Here is an 18,725-nt window from a genome sequence, read left to right on the forward strand (position 1 = left end):
ATTGTCTTTTTTCTTTATATTAACTTCCCATCTCGAAGTGTCAATATACGATCACATACATCAAGCATTCTTTCATCATGCGTAATCATAATTGCTGCTTTTTGACTTTCTTTCACTTCACGTTTCATCATTTCCACGACTTCACGTGCACGTTTTGAGTCTAAGCTTGCCGTTGGTTCATCTGCTAATATTAAGTCTGGGTTGTTCATAAACGCACGAGCAATTGCTACCCTTTGTTTTTCCCCACCAGATAATTGATTTGGATAGTGTTTTTTTCTTTCGCCTAATCCAAATGCCGCTAATAAATGATCCGCACGCTTTTCTGATTCTTGTTTATTGTCTTTTTTTAGCTTTGCAATGTAAAGTAATTGTTCTTTTACATTTAAATATGGAACAAGATTTGCGAATTGGAAAATGAAGCCGATTTTTTTCAAACGAATGTCTGTCATTTCCTTTTCCGATAACTTCGTAATATTTTTCTCACGAATGTAAATATCCCCTTTTGAAGGTGATAATAATGCACCCGCGATTGATAATAACGTACTTTTTCCTGATCCAGAAGGACCGACGATTCCGATAAACTCCCCAGCTTTCACATCAAGCGACATCGGATGAAGGGCTGTTACTTCCGTATTCCCTTCTCCGTACACTTTACTTACTTTGTCTAATTTCAATAATGAAGTCATTACATCCCGCCTCCAATTGCTTCTAATGCATCAACTTTTAATACTTGGTATAACGAAATAAGTGTTCCTAAAATACTAATTACGATAAAGATTGCTGCATATTGTGCAATCATCGGTGTTGTTAATAAGAACGGCATACCCGCTGGTAAAATTTGTTCTAATCCTTGTACAAGGACAATACTAATTACCATCGCAACGACTGATAAGAATAACGCCTGCACGACTAAGCTATTTGCTAAATAAGAATTCTTCGTACCGATTGCTTTTAATACACCTAATTGCTGTGTTTTTTGCAGTGTAATAACGTAGAAGAATACACCGATTAGTAACGCAGCGATAACAAGTAAGAATGCAATGATCATCGTTAATGTTCCTTGCTCTTCTTTAAATCCTGGAATACTTTGCAGTACTTCTTTTTTGTCGATAACATGTGCATTTTTAATTTCTTTATCTGTATTCAGTGCAATTGCACTATAATCTTTTTGGTTTGGTTGTGAAATAGCGCCCCATACGTCTTCATTTACATAAACGACTGGTGTATGGCTAAACATTTGGTCTTTCGTAAATCCAACGATTGTAAATTCTTTCTTTGAAACAGGGTCGATAATTGTATCTCCAATATCGATTCCTTTTTCTTTAATTGATTCATCAGCAACCATTTCGTTATTTGCTGTACCTAATTTCTCGCCTTTTACAATTTTCGGTTCTAAAAATGAATCACGTTCACTTGAGAAAATAGCGACATCAACTTTTTTCGAACTATCTTTCTTTTCATACGTTGAAACTTTCACACGAAACGGAACTGCCTCTTTCTCGCCTGCTTGATTTACTACGTTATCTACATCATCTTTCTTAATTTGTGAACGAAGTAATTTATTTTCCGCATCATCCGCTAAAACGAACTTATTTGCCTCCATATTTTGAATCGATGAAGCATTATCATATGATAGTCCATTTGCTAATCCTGAAATAACAAGAACTAAAAATGATAATAACACCATAATCAGTCCGATTAATCCGTATCTTAATTTTGATTGTTTTAATTCACGCAGAGCTAAAAACATTTCGCTCGCTCCTTCCTCTTACTTTCTATGCACTTATCATAAAAAAGAAATATGAACGGAATATGAACAGAAGATTACAGAGGGGAAGATTTAATTTTCAGAAAGTATTGAAAATAACTAAAATCCTTGATACAATTCAGTCAAATAATCTTGACCGAGTAATTTCATTTAAGGAGTCGATCATTTTGAAGCCCATGTTAACACTCACTACTTATAGCCAACTAAAAGCAATAAGCGATCCACTACGTGTCGAAATGATGATGCGTCTATGCGAACGTCCTTATACAGGACAATTACTATCTGAGAAATTCGGCATTTCAAGGGCTAAAATTCATTATCATTTAAAAGAATTAGAAAAGAATGGTTTTATAGAAATTGTTTATACAGAAGAAAAGAATGGTATCATTCAAAAGTTTTATCAATCTGTTGCTAAAGGCTTCACCCCTGCCGCAGATCTATTGCCTCATTTAGAAATGTTAAGCGAATCAGGTCGCCAAATCTTTTTACAAATGACAGAAATGACGAAAAGCCATATTCTCGCTGCACCAGAAGAAGCTTTTACATTACGAAAAGTAAGTGAAGACCCAGCTGAATGGAATTATGTTTCATCTTGCTGGGAATTTGATGCTACGCCCGAACAATTTCAAGTGTGGGTGAAAAAGTTTTATGAATTGATGGGTGAATTAAACGAGATTACAAAAGATGCGGATAATGATCCAAATAGTAAATCTTATTACATTTCTACTACTGCACTTCAAATCGACGAACGAGCAATGCAGCGATTTGTTAAAAAAGAAGAAAAATCGTAATACGATTTTTTTTACACCAACGGTCAAATTTATTTTACCGAATAAAATTTTTATAAAGGAGTAGATTAAATGGACATATTGAAAAACCGGAATTTCCTCTTATTGTTTTTAGGGAGAATTTTTACAAACATAGGAGATAGCTTGTATTATGTAGCAGCGATGTGGCTCGTATACAAATTAAGTGGTAATCCCTTTTATTCTGGGTTAGCTGGTTTCCTTACATTATTACCTTCTGCACTACAATTTCTTACTGGTCCATTCGTTGATAGATGTTCAATCAAAAACACCCTCGTCATCACACAAGTTTTGCAATGCATTCTTATTTTAATCATTCCCATTACACACTACTTCGACCTACTAACAGTCCAACTACTACTTATCATCATGCCTATCGTAGCCTTTATCGAACAATTCGCCTATCCCGCACAATCAAAAGCTTTACCACTTCTACTGCATAAAACACAACTATTAATAGGAAATTCACTCTTCTCATTTGCGTATCAAGGAATTGATTTGATTTGTACGACGTTTTCTGGAATATTAGTGGCACTATTTGGCGCAATTACTTTATATGTAATCGACTCCTTTACATTCGCGATTACTGCCCTTTTGTTCTTTTCATTAAAAATGCCAAAGCAAGCAGAAACCAATACATCGCTATCAACTAAACAATATTTCACTGATTTAAAAAAAGGTTTTTCGATCGTCTTCCGTTCATTAATGGGCGTATTCTTAATCGGTTCAGTAGTCGCTAATTTTTCAATCGGTATGACGATGGCTATACTCCCTTCTTTCGCTGATTCTTTAGGAGGCGTGAAATCATACGGGTTCTTCTTAGCTGCTATATCAGCAGGTAGTCTCATCGGTGCATTATTCAGTTCATGGGTTGGTAAACGTAATGTTGGCCGTGTCTCTATTATTGGCTTTGCGACTGGCGCTATCTTTTGGTTTCTCTCTACGATCGTACCGTTTCAGTGGTTGTCTATTCTCTTATTCGGCCTAGCTTGGATTCCAATTGGTGCCACGAACATATTATTTGCGACAATTAGTCAAATTGTAATCCCAAATCAATATATCGGGCGCATCAATTCAGTCATGCGAAGTATGGGCACAATTGCTATGCCGTTCGGTTCTTTAATTGGTGGATACTCCGCAAATGTATTCAGTAGTCAACTCATTTTCGCGCTCGCTAGCATCGGGATTTTATTTATTTCTCTCGTATGGCTACTTCATCCGAAATTACGAGCATTGCCGAAAGCTGATGAAATTACAGCGGATACTTTTGGGGTTCGGTTTAAAGTAGAGAGTGGGAAAGGTGCGGCTTTATAGCAGAAACAAACATAACCTCTTTCTAAATATAGAACGGGGTTATGTTTGTAGTTATTTAATTTTGAATGAAAAACCCTTCACTAAAAATATAACAATAGCACCAACTAAAACGTTCAATTAACGATTTGATGGCCAAGACCCCTGCATTTTCCTTAATTGAATAATTTGGCCTGTATGATAAGCATCATGAAGCATGATGTCCAGTAATTTCTCCTCAAGTGAATTTTGTTCAAGCTCTTTTTCAGAAATCACGCTTAATACCTGCCTTAAATTACACTGGGCATTTTCAGAACGTTCAACGACTTCCTTCCATTCCGTATCATCATTAGATTGCTTAGTAAGATAAAAGGTGTCATTACCGTCAAGGTTGTGTGTCCATTCACGGCCTTCCAAGTTTGCAGCAAGCCTCTCTTTGTAATAAATGAGATGATTAACGTTCTCCCAAATGGTATTCGTTTCCTCACCAGATGGTTTCCACATAGCCTGTTCGGCTGTAAGTCCTTCTATAGCATGTTTAAACGGTGCATACCAACTCTCTTTATCGAATGTTGAATCTAGTACGTTTAATAACAAATCAATTCGTTTCAAAGTAATTTCCTCCCTACACGGTTCAAGTTTTAATACAATCCTTATAACTCTGTAGAGATTCTACATTTTCAATTAAACTCCCTGCTAATCTTATGCCACAAATTAGTCCAATTGTAGCATAGTAGGACTCACATTTTTCAAATATTTTTTTACTTACGAAACATCGGGATTTTATTCAGTTTTCTTAAATGACTACTTCACCCGAAATTACGATCATTACCGAAAGCTGATGAAATTACAGCGGATACTTTTGGAGCACGGTTTAAAGTAGAGCGCGAGAAAGGCACGGCTTTATAGCAGAAAGAAAATATTATCTAATACGTAATGTTTAGTTATGATAAAATTATTTAATTTAAAAAGCTCAAACAAGCATAACCCCGTTCTAAATTTAGAACGGGGTTAAAAATATAGTTGTTTCATTTTGTATGTAAGATACTTTACTACACTAAAAAATATAACAATAAAGTCGTTTGAACATCTAAGTTTTATTCAACAATAGCGCCCATTTGTGGAAAACCAAGATGATGATTTTGATTGCTTCCTGTTTCCTTTTGACTAACGCACCGGTTTAAAAACGGAACCATTTAAAGGAGATTTGCGCTTGAGTAACTCTGTTTTATTTTGAATATAGGTAAAGTCCAAAATCTTGCATAACGGAGGTTTGCCCCATTTGCCGCAACATGGTAGCTATATTGCCACGATGATAAGAACCATGGGTGACAACGTGAAGTACTGATTCAGAAATAGAAGTTTCAAGCAACCCAGCATATGGGTTGTTCACCACTATCACCTTATCAATATCTTCTTGACTGTTTAAAAGGGCTTTGTTTCGTTCGGATAAGTCTTGAAATATTTTTTTCATTTCCTCAATATTTTTCGTTTCCACCTGTTCTCTCAATTGGTTTGTAGACATCATTGCTTCATTCATACTTTTACCTAAGATAATGTCAAACCATGCGTAATCTGTAAGGTAAATGTGCGACAACACCTTTGATACCGAAGAAAAACCACTCTGAATTTCCTTATGATAAATGTCCTGTGGTAGTTCTTTTAAACGATCAATTATCACTCCATTTGCCCATACGTGGTATTTGTACATTATTAATGCGGGGTGTGTCATCTAAAAATCCCTCATTTCTAATAGTTTTTTCGTATTGAAACAATTGATGCCTAGTTACATAATTTATCTATAAACTCCGTTGTTCAATTTATTATTCCATTTTATTTATAATATTCCTTCCTAAACTAATCTGACTTGTTACCATAAGTACATTCCTTCACAACCCCTATTTATTCACATCGATATCCAAATTAATCACAAATTGTTATTCAAGAATATGGCCCGATTACGGAATAGAATGACTCGCATTTTTTCAAACAACTTTTTGTCACTTTACACATAAAGTGAAACTTTAATCAGTGGGGGTTTTCTTCATCCCCCACTGATTATTAGCCCTCACCAATCGGACTTTTATGGGCAGTTGATCCCCCACCTAACTTCTTTGCTTCCGCTGAATTTTGAGGTGGGGGTCTTACTGCCCATTAAAGCGGGATAAGCGAAAATATATCAGCGATCTCCCAAAACAAAATGACAAAAAAGAAGAGGCTGTTTCCAAACAGCCTCTTCCATCTATTTCGGAAGCTCCACCTGAACAGTAGTCCCTTCCCCTTTCATGCTATACACTGAAACGTTCCCCTGATGCAGTTCCACAATCTTCTGTACAATCGATAACCCTAAACCGCTGCCTTCTACGTTTCTTGCCCTAGCTGTATCTACTTTGTAAAAACGATCAAATATACGGTCCATTTCTTCTCTTTCCATACCGATTCCGTTGTCTGATATAGAGATCATCACACTTGATTCTAATTCTTCTACAACAAATTCAATCGTTCCGCCGTCGTTTGAAAACTTAATGCTATTCGTAAAGATGTTACTCCATACTTGATGAAGTAAGTTTTCATCACCTTGTATTGTAATATCCGGCACATCAAATTCAACGGCGATATCTTTTTCACGCCATTTCCATTCGAGCATAAAAATGACGTCTTTAATTTGCTTCTGCAAATTGAATTCTTTTATTTGTAATACTTTCTCTTCTTTATCTAGTGAAGCTAGCGTAAGTAACTGTTTACATAAACTAGACATTCGCTTACTTTCGCCCTCAATAATTTGTAAGTAATGGTTTCTTTCTTCCACACTTATCTCTTCTGACTGTAACGTTTTTGAGAACCCTTGAATGGAAGAAAGCGGCGATTGGAATTCGTGAGAAACGTTAGAAACAAATTCTTGTCTCATCTCATCTAATTCTTTAATACTTTTCGTCATCTTTTGAAAATTAGTTGCCAATGTACCAATTTCATCTTTTCGATTTTCATCTAATTCGATATCATATTCACCATTTGCAATCTTTTGCGTCGCTTTCGTAAATGTGCGAATCGGACGAACGATATAACCTGCTGCAATCGCTATAAAAATAATACTTAATACAACGATGAAACCGAGTAATACCGCTAGAAAAATTCTCATCTCGCCAAATTGGTTCTGAATGTCAGGGCGAATGAATAAAGCGTACTGTTTATCACTGTGTTGCACTGGTACACCGACACTATTTATTAATTCATTATCGAAAAACCCTGTAATAAAGAGGCGCGTTGGATATGTGGAAACGCCGTTAAACGTTTCCCCTTGCAATACTTTATGAACGGTATCATCACTAATTGACGTTTTACGAAACGCATTACCGATACGCTTTCCATTCTTTTTGTCATCTACAATGTAAATTTCATATCCTAATTTCGCAATAGACTGTAAGTACGCGTCTTTGTTTTCTTCACTTTGCTTTTCATATAACGATTTTACCTCTTCCGCATACATTAAAATCTTTTCACTGTTATACGGTTTTAACTTCACTTGATAGTACACATTTGTTAATAAAAAACCGATAATACTACTAAGTAGCATGATTCCAACCGTCATAAAAACAAATCTAGAGTAAAGTGATTTCATTTTATTTCAACTCCAACTTATAACCGAGTCCGCGTACTGTCGTAATTTGAAAATCATCCGTTCGTTTTGAGAAACGATCTCGTAGCCTCTTCACATGAACGTCAACTGTTCGTTCATCTCCTTCAAAATCCATTCCCCATACTAATTCAATTAATTCTTCTCTTGAAAATGTTCTTCCCGGATAACTAGCCAGTTGTGATAACAATTCAAATTCCTTTAATGGAAGCAGAATCGTTTGACCGTTACACTTCACTTCAAAGCCTTTTCGGTCAATTGTTGTACCGTGCAGTGTAATAATATCAGCACTCAGCATTTGATAACGACGCAGTAATGCTTTCATACGGAAAATGACTTCAGCTGGCTCAAATGGTTTTACAATATAATCGTCCGTACCAGAAATGAATCCTTTTTCTTTATCAACTAACTGATCTTTCGCAGTTAATAAAATAACCGGTATATCATGATACTTCCGGATTTCCTCACATAACGTATAGCCATCAACAAACGGCATCATAATGTCCACTATCGCAAGGTGAATATTCTCTTTCTCTAATACGCCTTGCGCTATCTTTCCATCTTCTGCTTCAAAAACTTTAAACCCCTCTTTTTGTAAATGGTAATGTAACAACTCTCTAATATGCTTATCATCATCAGCTAATAAAATATGTATCATCTTCATTAAACCCTCTCTTGTTCATCCTTCTACATTTCTTACATTAAGAAACAATTGGTTTTTTTGCAAGAAAAAGAAAAAGAATCTATTTTGAAAAAAGATTATTCAAAATAGATTCTTACGTTTTAGTATTAAGATTATTTTAATGAAAAATAAGTTCTAAGCTTTAGAAATATCAACAAATCCTTCTCCAAATACGTCACGAACATCGTGTATAGCGATGAACGCAGCTGGATCCGTAGTTTGAACAATCCGTTTTAGCTTCACTACTTCTTGCTTATTAATAACAACATAAAGAATTTCCTTCGGAGTTTTCGTGTAATAGCCATGACCTGAGTACACCGTAACCCCTCTGCCCATTAACGTAGTGACCTTCCCAGCAATTTCATTCGGGTTATCAGAAATAATCGTAATAGCCTTCTTCGGATTTAAACCTTCAATTACAAACTCCATCACTTTCGTTGCTACATATAGCATAATAATTGTTATCATCAGTTTTTCTGCACCAATAATGAAATAAGATGAAAACGCAACGATTAAATCGAAGAACAGTAGACCGTAGCTAATGCTCCATCCTAAATATTTATGTGTCATCCTTGCTAAGATGGTTGTACCTGCAGTTGTTCCGCCAACGCGAATAATAAGACCAATCCCGCACCCGATAAATATTCCTCCGAAAATGGCATTTACGAGCATTTCATCCGAAGCAATCGTCCAGCCTTCTGTCAAATGAAGAAATAGCGAGTTCGTAACTACAGCGATAATCGTATAAATTGTTGTAATCTTATTTAAAAATTTATAACCAGCTATTAACAAAATCGCATTTAAAATTAAGTTAACTAAGCCTGGTGACCATTCAAATAAATAATACGTAATAATCGTGATACCAGTTACTCCACCCTCACCAAACTCGTTCGGGATAACAAACAAATTGACACCTAACGCAAAAAGAAATGCACCGATAATAATAAAAATAATGTCTGTCGTTCTTTTTTTCATACAGTACCTCACTTCTTATGTAAATATTTATTCTGTCATAAACTCTCACCATTATATCGTGGAATATTCAAATCGAACAGTGGTTTATTTTTATTTTAATATAGGGTAATAAGTCAACTTCATCCTACATCCACATGCCATTAAAAAGTAAAACAACTGTATTTATTATGTACTACAAATAAAGTTTTGATTTCACGAGCCATTCAGCCTAAAAAATGAATATAAACACTCTCACTCGCGCAAAATTTGAATACAAAGCAAATAGGCGAAGCTATAGAATAAACTTCGCATCAAGCGTGTGATCATAGAGATTCATATGTCATTTTATCCCCGCTTATACCTCAGTATTGATTACTATCACTGATATCCTCTTAATTGAATTCTACATTCTGTCTCCTCGCACTTTTTTCATGTATATTCGAAAAAAAGATTCATTCATATGCTTTTTGTTTCATTGATCATTTCACTTTCTACTTTTTTCTTCAAACAAAAAACTCCATTGAATTCGCATACTTAGTATGCAAATTCAGGAGTCTTTTCATATGCCACTATTCGAGTTCACTTCATTACTCATTCAAAATTAGCACGAGGTTCCTCTAATCCCTTCTTATTACTCCAGTTAAATAAGCTTTCATTCTTCGTTTGCTGCCCTGGTTTCACAAATAACATTGCCCCCATTGCAATAGCGGCCAAAATGGCAGCTACGATAAACATAGAAGGATAACCATAACTTACAACTAAATATCCAGTTAAAGTCGGGGCTAAGATTGTCGCGATATTAGCGATGAAATGCATAATTCCACTATATGTTCCTGAGTATGCAGGAGCCGTATCGACAATAATCGCCCAAAATAATGAACTCGGTAAAAAGGCAAAGGCGTTTCCAAGCGACATAAGCGCTAATACAGCTACATAATTGTCCATCGCGGGAATCAAGCTAAAACAAACCGCTGTAAGTAATAAAGCAATAATTGGTAACCCTGTTCGAGCTAAACGAAGATTCCCTGTTTTACGTAAAATACGATCAGATAGCTTCGCCCCTAACGGCAATGTGATACAAGCCCCAAGCCAAGGAATCATCCCAAGATACCAAAGGGAGGATAATTGAAAATGGAATACATCTTGCAAATATTTCGGTGTCCAAGTTAATATTAAAAAATTGATATATTGGAAGCAAAAATATGCTATCGTAACCATAACGAATGTCGGAACTTTAAAAAAGGAGTACCATGGCTCTTTTTGAATTTCTTTCTCTGCCTTTATGGATTGAAGTACACCTTCTGTACTTCGTATTTCAGCTAGTTCTTTTTTTGTCACTCGTGGATGATCCTCGGGCATATTCGTAAATGTAAAATACCAAATAATCGCCCATACGATCCCAATTGTACCGAGGATAAAAAACATTACTTTCCAGCTAGTGAAAGAGAGCAACAGAACCGCTACAGGCGCCGTTAATACTGCACCTAACGGAACACCAACAAAACCAAGGGATGTTAGAAAAGCTCTTTCTTTTGGAGCTGCCCAGTTTGCTGCTGTCTTATTCGAAACCGCGAAAGATGGCCCTTCTGTTAAGCCAAATAAAACGCGGAAGATAGCAAATCCTATTAAAGCAGACCCTCCAAAAATAGCAATCCCTATTTCTCCAGCAAAAGCGGTCGCAATTTCAAAAATAGACCAAGCGGTTGCTGCTACGATCCATACAAATTTCGGTCCTTTTTTATCTGAAAAAATACCTCCTAATAAAGAACCGATCATGTAACCATAACCAAAATACCCTAATATAGCGCCCCATTCCTTGGGGTCAAAGCCATATTCTTTTATAATGAAAGACTGCGCATAAGCGATAGCCCCTCGATCAATATAATTTACCATCGTAATAAACGTGAGCATTGTAAAGACATAATAACGAAATTTATTCTTCATCAAAATCCCCACTCCCCCTCGTATTCTTTTGTTTTTCTCTCTAATCCTTTAATAAAATGACATGAACCTTTCCGGGGCCGTGAACTCCAAAAGCTAATTCCATCTCAATATCACCTGTCCGGCTCGGTCCAGTGATAAAATTAATACAGGCAGGTAATCCATTCGAAACTTGTTCGTGAATGCTAGTTACTCCTTCAGTTAAACGTCTATAAATTGTATGTTCTGAGAGAATCGCTACATAAACTGCTGGCAAAACGCTAACTAAACGTCCGCGTCCACCACCGTTCCATAAAACAACTGTTCCAGTCTCAGCCAGTCCCATTTCGGCATATGTAATTCCCATGTCCACTTGAGCTGCATAATCCCGTAGTTCTCTTCCCCCTTCTTTACTTTGCCAAATTCGATGAGAAACGAAATTTCCTGTTAAATATTTTCCTATTTCAAGCTGATGTAATCTATCATCATCCCAATACACCGCAGATTGAACATTAAATTTATGTAGAACATATTGAAGTGCACTCTCTATTTCTGAACGGTATATATGACTTACTTCTGTATGTAAAATATTCAGGTTTGCAATAAACTGCTCTACTAAACTTTCGTGATCTATCTCTTTAGGAAAGTGTCTGAGTGGATTGTTTTTCCACATAGGAGGAGTGACCCCCGAGCGACGTTCTCGGTTTAGTTTACGTGCGATATTGTTTAAAAAAGATTGTTGTACATCCGTATTCATATTATGAATCCCTCTTTTCTTTTTTCCACCAATCACGGAATGATTGTTTCGCAGGTTTTGGAAAATCTCTACTTTCTGTCCAACCTTTTAATGGGCCTGGGCCATTCGCAATATAACCATCCTTTGCAAATATCGATAAACCTGTATGTGCCATTTTAATAGCTTTCTCATAAACGAATGGATGACTCACCATAAACGTGAAACCTTTAAAGGCCAGCTGCTCAAATTTCGTTATAAACCCTTGTTCCACCACATCTTTACGATGTTCAATGAGAAGGTCATGTAATGGAATTTTCACGGGACAAACATCTGTACACGCTCCGCACAAACTTGATGCAAAAGGTAATTCTTTTAATTCCTCATATCCTTCTAATAAAGGTGCTAGTACCGCCCCAATTGGTCCGCTATACACACTTCCATAAGCATGGCCCCCAATATTTCGATACACAGGACAAACATTTACACAAGCTCCACATCTTATACACTTTAATACCTCTTCATAAGCAGTTCCTAAAATATCAGAACGACCATTATCTAGAATAATTAAATGAAATTCTTCAGGTCCATCCATATCTTCAGATAAACGTGCGCCATTAATTCCAGTTACATAAGATGTAATCTTTTGGCCTGTCGCACTTCTTGTTAACATCGAAACGACTACATCAAGATCTTTCCATGTCGGAACGAGGCGTTCCATCCCCATAATAGCAATATGAACTTTTGGCAATGTCGTAGTAAGACGAGCATTCCCCTCATTACTTACAAGAACAACTGATCCAGATTCCGCTACCGCAAAGTTACAACCGGAAATACCAATATCAGCTTCTAAAAACTCTTTACGCAATTGCTCCCTAGCAAATTGTAATAATTGATTCGTATCAACTGGGATACTCCTTCCCGCTTCCTTAGAAAAAAGCTCTGCTACTTGTTCTTTCTTCTTATGAATAGCTGGAGCAATTAAATGGGATGGAGTTTCTCCAGCTAATTGAATAATGTACTCCCCAAGATCAGACTCTACTACTTTTACCCCTATCTCTTCTAAGTTTTTATTAAGGTGTATTTCTTCTGAAACCATAGACTTTGACTTAATTACTGCTCTCGCTCCTTTTTTTCTTGCGATTTCAGAAACATACGATACGGCATCTTCTGCTTTGAAAGCAAAATGAACATGTCCCCCATTTTTCCGAACATTAGTAGCTAATTGTTCCAAATAACTATCTAAATTTTCAATTGTATGCATCCGAATTTCAGATGCTGCCTCACGCCACTCTTCTATATTTCCTAATTCATGTGTAGCTTGTTCCCGTCCCGTCCGAAGTCTATCTTGTGTCAATGGTACTGCGCTTCTCATCTGCGGATCGTGCAACGCTTTATCTACTCTTTTCAAAAATCCTTGTTCCCCCGCCACACTCATTTATTCAGCCCCTTCGCCAGTACTTCTGCTACATGTAACACTTGCATATTTTTATTTTCCCTGCGCAACCTTCCTCCAATATTCATAAGGCATCCCATATCTGCTCCAATTAACAGATTTGCATCTGCCGCCTCAATATGTTTTATTTTTTCATCGACCATCGTTTGAGAAATCGAGCTCATTTTCACTGCAAAAGTACCACCAAACCCGCAGCAATCTTGGCAATATGGTAATTCTTTTACGTCTAGGCCTTCTACTTGCGATAATAACTTTAGGGGCTCGTCTTTTATCCCAAGCGCACGACTCATATGACAAGATTGATGGAAAACAGCCTTCTCAACCAACTTAGATTTCAAATCACTTTTTCCAAGTACATTTATTAAAAAATCCGTCAACTCATACGTTCTATCCGCTAAATGAACCGCTTTTTCATACCATTCACTATCATTTTTAAACATCTCTTTATAATAATGATGAACCATGCTTGCGCAAGAACCTGAAGGCGTTACAATATATTCGCTATTTTCAAATGCTTTTATCATTTGCTTTGCTGCTAGTTTTGCATCTTCTTGATATCCGCTATTGTAAGCTGGTTGCCCGCAACAAGTCTGTCCTTCAGGGAAATCTAGCTCCACTCCACATTGCTTCATAATTTCTACGACACTTTTACCTACTTGAGGAAAAAACACATCTGATAAACAAGTAATAAATAACGAAACTTTCATAATAATCCCCCCTCAAAACGATACAATCTATATTCAAGTTGTAACTCTACCGAATTGAATTTTAAATTTTTAGAATTTTCTATTTTTAAAACTTTTTGTTTATGATATCATGTGGGATATTATATGAAAACTATCTATAAGGTTGTTTTTGTATACAAAAAAGGTATAGAAGGGACTTTGAAATGGATATAAGAAAACTTCGTTACTTTACTGTAATCGCTGAAGAAAAACAGCTTACCCGTGCTGCCCAACGGCTTCATATGGCACAGCCACCTTTAAGTAGACAACTATCGCTACTAGAACAAGAATTATCAGTAAGCTTATTTGAAAGAAACGGTCGAAATATGCATTTGACTGAAGAAGGCAAAATTTTATATACGAAAGCCAAAAACATTATTCAACAATTAGAAGAAACCATTACGGAAATTAAAGATACCGATGAAGGGCTAAGGGGTAATCTTTCTATTGGAGCATTCCATTCTTGCATTCCTTTTCTCTCTGAAAAAATTCGCTATTTTCAAGATAACTATCCACATGTGAATTTAAAAATATGGGAAGGTGGCCCTTTATATTTAATAGAGCAATTAGAAAATCGGAATATCGAACTTGCTATGTTGCGCGCGCCCTTTAATAAAGATGTTTTTTCTAGTATTAGTTTATCAAAGGAACCATTCGTATTAGTCATGCCTGCTAAATGGGAACTCTATCACTCACAACTTCCAATCCCTCTAACCGAATTAAGTCATATTCCCCTCTTACTTTTACATAAAGATACAGAAAACAGTTATCATCAGCTCGTCATTGATGAATGCAAGCACCTTGGTATTCAATTAAATATAGCATGTGAATGTCCTGACTCAGCATTTATCCTTATGCTTATCATGACTGGAATCGGCGCCTCTATCTTACCTAAAAGCGCTGTATCTCATATCCCGCAAGAATTTATAAAAATAGTAGATGTAATGGATTTTCCTTATCAGTCTGAATCATCGATTATATGGCGGAAAGATCGGAAGCTTTCTAAAAGAGCTCAACGATTTATAGAATGTACATGAATTCATTTTGAAGGTGTAGCTATGGATTTCTTCACTTCTCCATCGTTATTAGCCGCTTATGTGAATACGAGAATGGTTTATTCATCCTACTAAACAAAAAACAAAGATGCGAAGTCATAGAAGAGACTTCGCATCTTTGTTTTTTTAAGAGATTTATATGAATGGAAATCCTCCGTAAGGTCTTTACCACAGTGTCACACCTTACTGCCTTTTATCCCATTTTTCTATACTGAAGCAAAACGATAACCTATGCTCATCATTATTCTGAAAATAGAATAATCAAATTACATTCCAATAATAAATTTACTTATCTTTCTCCATATATTCTTTAATCTTTCGTTCTTCCCACTCTTTTCCGAATATCCCAACTGGAAAAGTTGTCAAACCATGTATAACGATACCGATTCCCCAACCTGCAAGTGGATATAAAAACCATAATTTACTTGAATCAGAGATTATATTTATCATAAAAAGCATTAAGTTCACTAATATATAAACCGTTAAATGAATGTAAAACGCTTGTAAATTCTCGACCCTTTTTTTAGCTCGTAAATAATTCTCATCTCTCTCCATATATAAACACCTCTTTCATTATTGTATTTTTTAAATTTGCTCCGATTTAAACATCATATTCTAATCAAAAATCTCTTATTCTCAAAAATTCACAAAATAAAAAAGATCGTCTTCATTTCAGAAAGATTGCAGGTGCTAGCGGATACCCTTTTTTGTTCGTAGTACGATACCTTGTGAAAAAATTGAAAAATCAAATTTCACAATAGAAATAAAACCTTTAAATCTGTATAATAAAATTAATAGCGATATTTTAATACAGAAAGGTCTTGGTAACATGCTAGGTATCGATGTCAAAAAAACAGATGGAGAATTAATTATTTCATGGCAACTAGCTAAGATTCAAATTCCATTAAGTGAAATTATTGAAGTTACAGAAGATGAAACCTATGCTGGTGTAGAAGAAGAAAACGTGATCCGAATTGGAACAGCATACGCTACAACAGATCGGATTTTAATCAAAACAGTAAAACAAAATTATTTATTATTTACGACGAATAGAGCCGCAGTTTTGAATGAAATCAATGCATAAGCAGTACGTTAAAACACTTGTCTGAATAGTTTTATCCAATTCAACTGTATACCCGCTTTAAAATTATTATAGATCCAATGATATACCTTAATACCGAATATAAAATAAACAAAAAGTACCCATCGAATGATCATACATATGATCATTCGATGGGTACTGCATGATACATTTTTATAAGAGTCTAATTAAGACCAAATCCAAACATCATCATTATTTTCAGCGTTGCTCTTTACCTCATACACTTTTTCAATATGATCCGTTGTGTTCCAGTTAATAGAACTTCCGCCCCAGCCCACATACTTCATATCAATTTTCACTTTCTCACCCGTATGAAATACTTGTCCCTTCGTTAAGAAAACATCAATGATAACTTTCTTCCCGCTTAGTGATGGATACTCAACTACGACATATTTAGTAGAACCGTCTCCCTCCTCTTCCATCGTTCCTACTTTTGATACTTCCCCAATCACATAATCAGGAGAGCCATCTTCTTTCATGTGCATACCTAATTTATTTGAAGTATTTTCAACTGTATTTGCAATCATGTATTCCGTGAAATTACGCATCATGGATCCAGTAGCTTTTACTTCATCCCCTACCTTCACATTTGAAAGGGAATCCATGTATACACTAACAGGTTCTTCATATTGCTTTGATTTTACAACAATCACGCCTTTATCTACTTCTATTACTCGTCCTTCTAACGTCGAGAAATTCGATTCAATAGAAGCCGCACTCGCTTTTGACAGTTCTAATCCTGGTAAATTCGTTCCTGATAATGCTATGATCCCTAAAGCACCTGCTAAAATTAATTTTTTCATACCCATTATGAAACATCTCCATTCATGATGATTTTATTTTTTGATTGGATACGACCAACCTGTAACTATTATAGTTACAGGTTATGTAAAATAGCAACCATCTTTCTTATGCAATGTTGCATACTGTAACTTTTAAATATATTTAACACGAGTGCTACATTCTTGAATACCAGCAGGTAAACGAATTGATGATGAAGAAAATAATGTGATGCATCATATTTTTCAATGCTACAGTTTGTATAGTCGTAGTCCATTATATTATGTAGGAGCGGAGTTAACATGTTAAAGAAACCAAAAAGATTACAGCCAGGTGATATCGTGGCAACAGTAAGCCCTTCATGGGGAGGCGCAGGCGATTCTGAGATAAGGTGGCGTTATGAACAAGGAGTAAAGAGATTAGAAGACGTTTTCGGTCTTACGGTTGTCCCAATGCCAAATAGTTTAAAAGGTAGCGAATTCATTTATAACAATCCACAGGCTCGCGCGGAAGATTTAATGACAGCTTTTAAAGATACGCGCGTGAAAGCAATTATTGCGAATATTGGCGGTGAAGATAGCATCCGTTTGCTTCCTTATATAGATTTTAATGTAATACGTGAAAACCCGAAAATTTTTATGGGGTACTCTGACGTTACCGTTTCACATTTGTTTTGTCATAAAGCAGGAGTTTCCTCTTTTTACGGTCCAGCCATTTTAACCGATTTTGCCGAAAATGTAGAGATGGATCCATATACAATTGAAATGGTAAATCGAACTCTCTTTTCAAATGAAACGATTGGCGAAATTCAACCAGCTCATGAATGGACGAGTGAGCGTTTAGAATGGATAGAGGTCAATAAGGATACAAGACGTACGATGCAACAAAACAAAGGATATGAGCTACTTCAAGGCTCCACCACTGTACAAGGACGCTTAATTGGTGGTTGTATAGAAGTATTGGAATTTGCAAAAGGAACGGAGCTTTGGCCTGAGAACAAACATTGGGAGAATAGCATCCTTTTCTTTGAAACATCTGAAGATCATCCTGAACCAAGCTATATAAAATATTGGTTGCGAAATTATGCAGCGCAAGGCATTCTGCAAAAAGCAAAAGGTATCATCTTCGGTAAACCGAAAGATGAACAATATTATGAAGAATATAAACATGAAATTCTGAAAGTTATGAGGGAATATAACTTAGAAGATTTGCCGATTCTTTATAATTTAAATTTTGGCCATACCGAACCGAAGTTCATTTTACCTTACGGCGCAATGGCAGAAATTGATTGTGAAAATGGGTCTTTCTCTATTTTAGAGAGTAGCGTGAACTAAAAAAAAGTGTGGGGCAATCCCCCCACTTTTTTTACTTGGTTCCTCCCCATTAAAGAATAATCCCCGAAAAACTCCCCTTCATAACTTCCTTTTCAAGTTGGTTCCTACATATAAACATCGCAATAATTTTTGTGCGATGTTTTTCATCGGGTTCAAATTGTTCAATGGTTACGTCACAACGAATTGTATCACCGCTAAAAACAGGACGTAAAAATTCAAAATCCATCTTGCGAGCTAGTACGTTATAGTCACCGCCAATTTTTGTAGGCAGCGTTGATGTTAACAGCCCCTGTACAACAAATCTCCCCTGCTCATCTGGCGTAACATGATGAACACCTTCATCTTTTGATACTTCCGTAAATAAAATAACGTCCTCTTTCGTAAAAGTTCGCTCAAAGGTGATTTTTTCGCCTACTTGTAATTTCATCCCTACCCCTCCTCAAAAACACTTTTAACATAAGAAAAACCGAAACTATAATCATTTCG

At 36.0% G+C, this 18,725-nt stretch carries 19 protein-coding genes and 1 pseudogene; 6 read left to right on the forward strand and 14 right to left on the reverse strand.

Annotation, left to right across the window (positions count from 1 at the left end; all coding sequences use genetic code 11):
- Positions 1–14: 14 nt before the first annotated feature.
- A complete protein-coding gene (locus tag ACHZK0_RS15315; protein WP_098586245.1) occupies positions 15–686 on the reverse strand; it encodes an ABC transporter ATP-binding protein in 672 nt (223 codons plus the stop codon).
- The gene (locus ACHZK0_RS15320) at positions 686–1,750 is read right to left on the reverse strand and encodes an ABC transporter permease (protein ID WP_270341691.1); all 1,065 of its coding nucleotides are present in this window, start codon (positions 1,748–1,750) and stop codon (positions 686–688) included. The genes ACHZK0_RS15315 and ACHZK0_RS15320 overlap by 1 nt, the downstream gene beginning before the upstream one ends.
- Positions 1,751–1,935: 185 nt before the next feature.
- Here ACHZK0_RS15320 and ACHZK0_RS15325 point away from each other — a divergent pair, with 185 nt between their 5' ends.
- Positions 1,936–2,559, forward strand: coding sequence for an ArsR/SmtB family transcription factor (locus ACHZK0_RS15325; protein WP_395760601.1), 624 nt, complete (start codon positions 1,936–1,938; stop codon positions 2,557–2,559).
- 69 nt (positions 2,560–2,628) lie between these two features.
- Entirely contained in the window at positions 2,629–3,888 is a 1,260-nt protein-coding gene (locus tag ACHZK0_RS15330; RefSeq protein ID WP_395760602.1) for an MFS transporter, read from the forward strand.
- A gap of 117 nt (positions 3,889–4,005) precedes the next feature.
- On the opposite strand, the gene ACHZK0_RS15335 is transcribed toward ACHZK0_RS15330, so the two are convergent.
- The gene (locus ACHZK0_RS15335) at positions 4,006–4,476 is read right to left on the reverse strand and encodes a DinB family protein (RefSeq protein WP_262741241.1); all 471 of its coding nucleotides are present in this window, start codon (positions 4,474–4,476) and stop codon (positions 4,006–4,008) included.
- Positions 4,477–4,629: 153 nt separating this feature from the next.
- On the opposite strand from ACHZK0_RS15335, the pseudogene ACHZK0_RS15340 reads away from it, so the two are divergent.
- A pseudogene (locus tag ACHZK0_RS15340) lies at positions 4,630–4,773 on the forward strand (MFS transporter); the annotation flags it as partial.
- A 319-nt stretch (positions 4,774–5,092) separates the two neighbouring features.
- On the opposite strand, the gene ACHZK0_RS15345 reads toward ACHZK0_RS15340, so the two are convergent.
- The 8 genes from ACHZK0_RS15345 to ACHZK0_RS15380 form a co-directional block, all read right to left on the reverse strand.
- On the reverse strand, positions 5,093–5,596 hold the full coding sequence (locus tag ACHZK0_RS15345) for a DinB family protein (RefSeq protein WP_395760603.1): 504 nt from the start codon (positions 5,594–5,596) through the stop codon (positions 5,093–5,095).
- A 510-nt stretch (positions 5,597–6,106) separates the two neighbouring features.
- Positions 6,107–7,483: a sensor histidine kinase gene (locus tag ACHZK0_RS15350; protein ID WP_395760604.1), complete on the reverse strand. Its 1,377-nt coding sequence runs from the start codon at positions 7,481–7,483 to the stop codon at positions 6,107–6,109.
- A gap of 1 nt (position 7,484) precedes the next feature.
- Positions 7,485–8,162: a response regulator transcription factor gene (locus tag ACHZK0_RS15355; RefSeq protein WP_262741239.1), complete on the reverse strand. Its 678-nt coding sequence runs from the start codon at positions 8,160–8,162 to the stop codon at positions 7,485–7,487.
- Positions 8,163–8,315: 153 nt separating this feature from the next.
- Positions 8,316–9,155, reverse strand: a complete 840-nt coding sequence (locus ACHZK0_RS15360; RefSeq protein ID WP_000747488.1) for a YitT family protein — start codon at positions 9,153–9,155, stop codon at positions 8,316–8,318.
- A gap of 570 nt (positions 9,156–9,725) precedes the next feature.
- On the reverse strand, positions 9,726–11,078 hold the full coding sequence (locus tag ACHZK0_RS15365) for an MFS transporter (RefSeq protein ID WP_395761726.1): 1,353 nt from the start codon (positions 11,076–11,078) through the stop codon (positions 9,726–9,728).
- 40 nt (positions 11,079–11,118) lie between these two features.
- A complete protein-coding gene (locus ACHZK0_RS15370; protein WP_262741238.1) occupies positions 11,119–11,811 on the reverse strand; it encodes a LutC/YkgG family protein in 693 nt (230 codons plus the stop codon).
- A 1-nt stretch (position 11,812) separates the two neighbouring features.
- Positions 11,813–13,225, reverse strand: a complete 1,413-nt coding sequence (locus ACHZK0_RS15375; protein ID WP_262741237.1) for a LutB/LldF family L-lactate oxidation iron-sulfur protein — start codon at positions 13,223–13,225, stop codon at positions 11,813–11,815.
- Entirely contained in the window at positions 13,222–13,950 is a 729-nt protein-coding gene (locus tag ACHZK0_RS15380; RefSeq protein ID WP_262741236.1) for a (Fe-S)-binding protein, read from the reverse strand. The genes ACHZK0_RS15375 and ACHZK0_RS15380 overlap by 4 nt, the downstream gene beginning before the upstream one ends.
- Before the next feature lie 182 nt (positions 13,951–14,132).
- On the opposite strand from ACHZK0_RS15380, the gene ACHZK0_RS15385 reads away from it, so the two are divergent.
- The gene (locus tag ACHZK0_RS15385) at positions 14,133–15,005 is read left to right on the forward strand and encodes a LysR family transcriptional regulator (RefSeq protein WP_262741235.1); all 873 of its coding nucleotides are present in this window, start codon (positions 14,133–14,135) and stop codon (positions 15,003–15,005) included.
- Between the two features lie 303 nt (positions 15,006–15,308).
- On the opposite strand, the gene ACHZK0_RS15390 is transcribed toward ACHZK0_RS15385, so the two are convergent.
- Entirely contained in the window at positions 15,309–15,578 is a 270-nt protein-coding gene (locus ACHZK0_RS15390) for a 2TM domain-containing protein (RefSeq protein WP_226545196.1), read from the reverse strand.
- A gap of 274 nt (positions 15,579–15,852) precedes the next feature.
- On the opposite strand from ACHZK0_RS15390, the gene ACHZK0_RS15395 reads away from it, so the two are divergent.
- Positions 15,853–16,107, forward strand: coding sequence for a hypothetical protein (locus ACHZK0_RS15395; protein ID WP_270606468.1), 255 nt, complete (start codon positions 15,853–15,855; stop codon positions 16,105–16,107).
- Positions 16,108–16,292: 185 nt separating this feature from the next.
- On the opposite strand, the gene ACHZK0_RS15400 is transcribed toward ACHZK0_RS15395, so the two are convergent.
- Complete coding sequence (locus ACHZK0_RS15400; protein WP_226545194.1) at positions 16,293–16,934, reverse strand: hypothetical protein; 642 nt, start codon at positions 16,932–16,934, stop codon at positions 16,293–16,295.
- 273 nt (positions 16,935–17,207) lie between these two features.
- Between ACHZK0_RS15400 and ACHZK0_RS15405 the strand changes: the two genes are divergently transcribed.
- Entirely contained in the window at positions 17,208–18,239 is a 1,032-nt protein-coding gene (locus ACHZK0_RS15405) for a S66 family peptidase (protein WP_395760605.1), read from the forward strand.
- Between the two features lie 49 nt (positions 18,240–18,288).
- Here ACHZK0_RS15405 and ACHZK0_RS15410 read toward each other — a convergent pair whose 3' ends face one another.
- Positions 18,289–18,666, reverse strand: coding sequence for an enoyl-CoA hydratase (locus ACHZK0_RS15410; RefSeq protein WP_270341664.1), 378 nt, complete (start codon positions 18,664–18,666; stop codon positions 18,289–18,291).
- Between the last annotated feature and the right edge of the window lie 59 nt (positions 18,667–18,725).

Origin of the sequence: Bacillus sp. 3G2, from assembly GCF_044324725.1 — a bacterium.
In the GTDB taxonomy this organism is placed as follows: domain Bacteria; phylum Bacillota; class Bacilli; order Bacillales; family Bacillaceae_G; genus Bacillus_A; species Bacillus_A mobilis.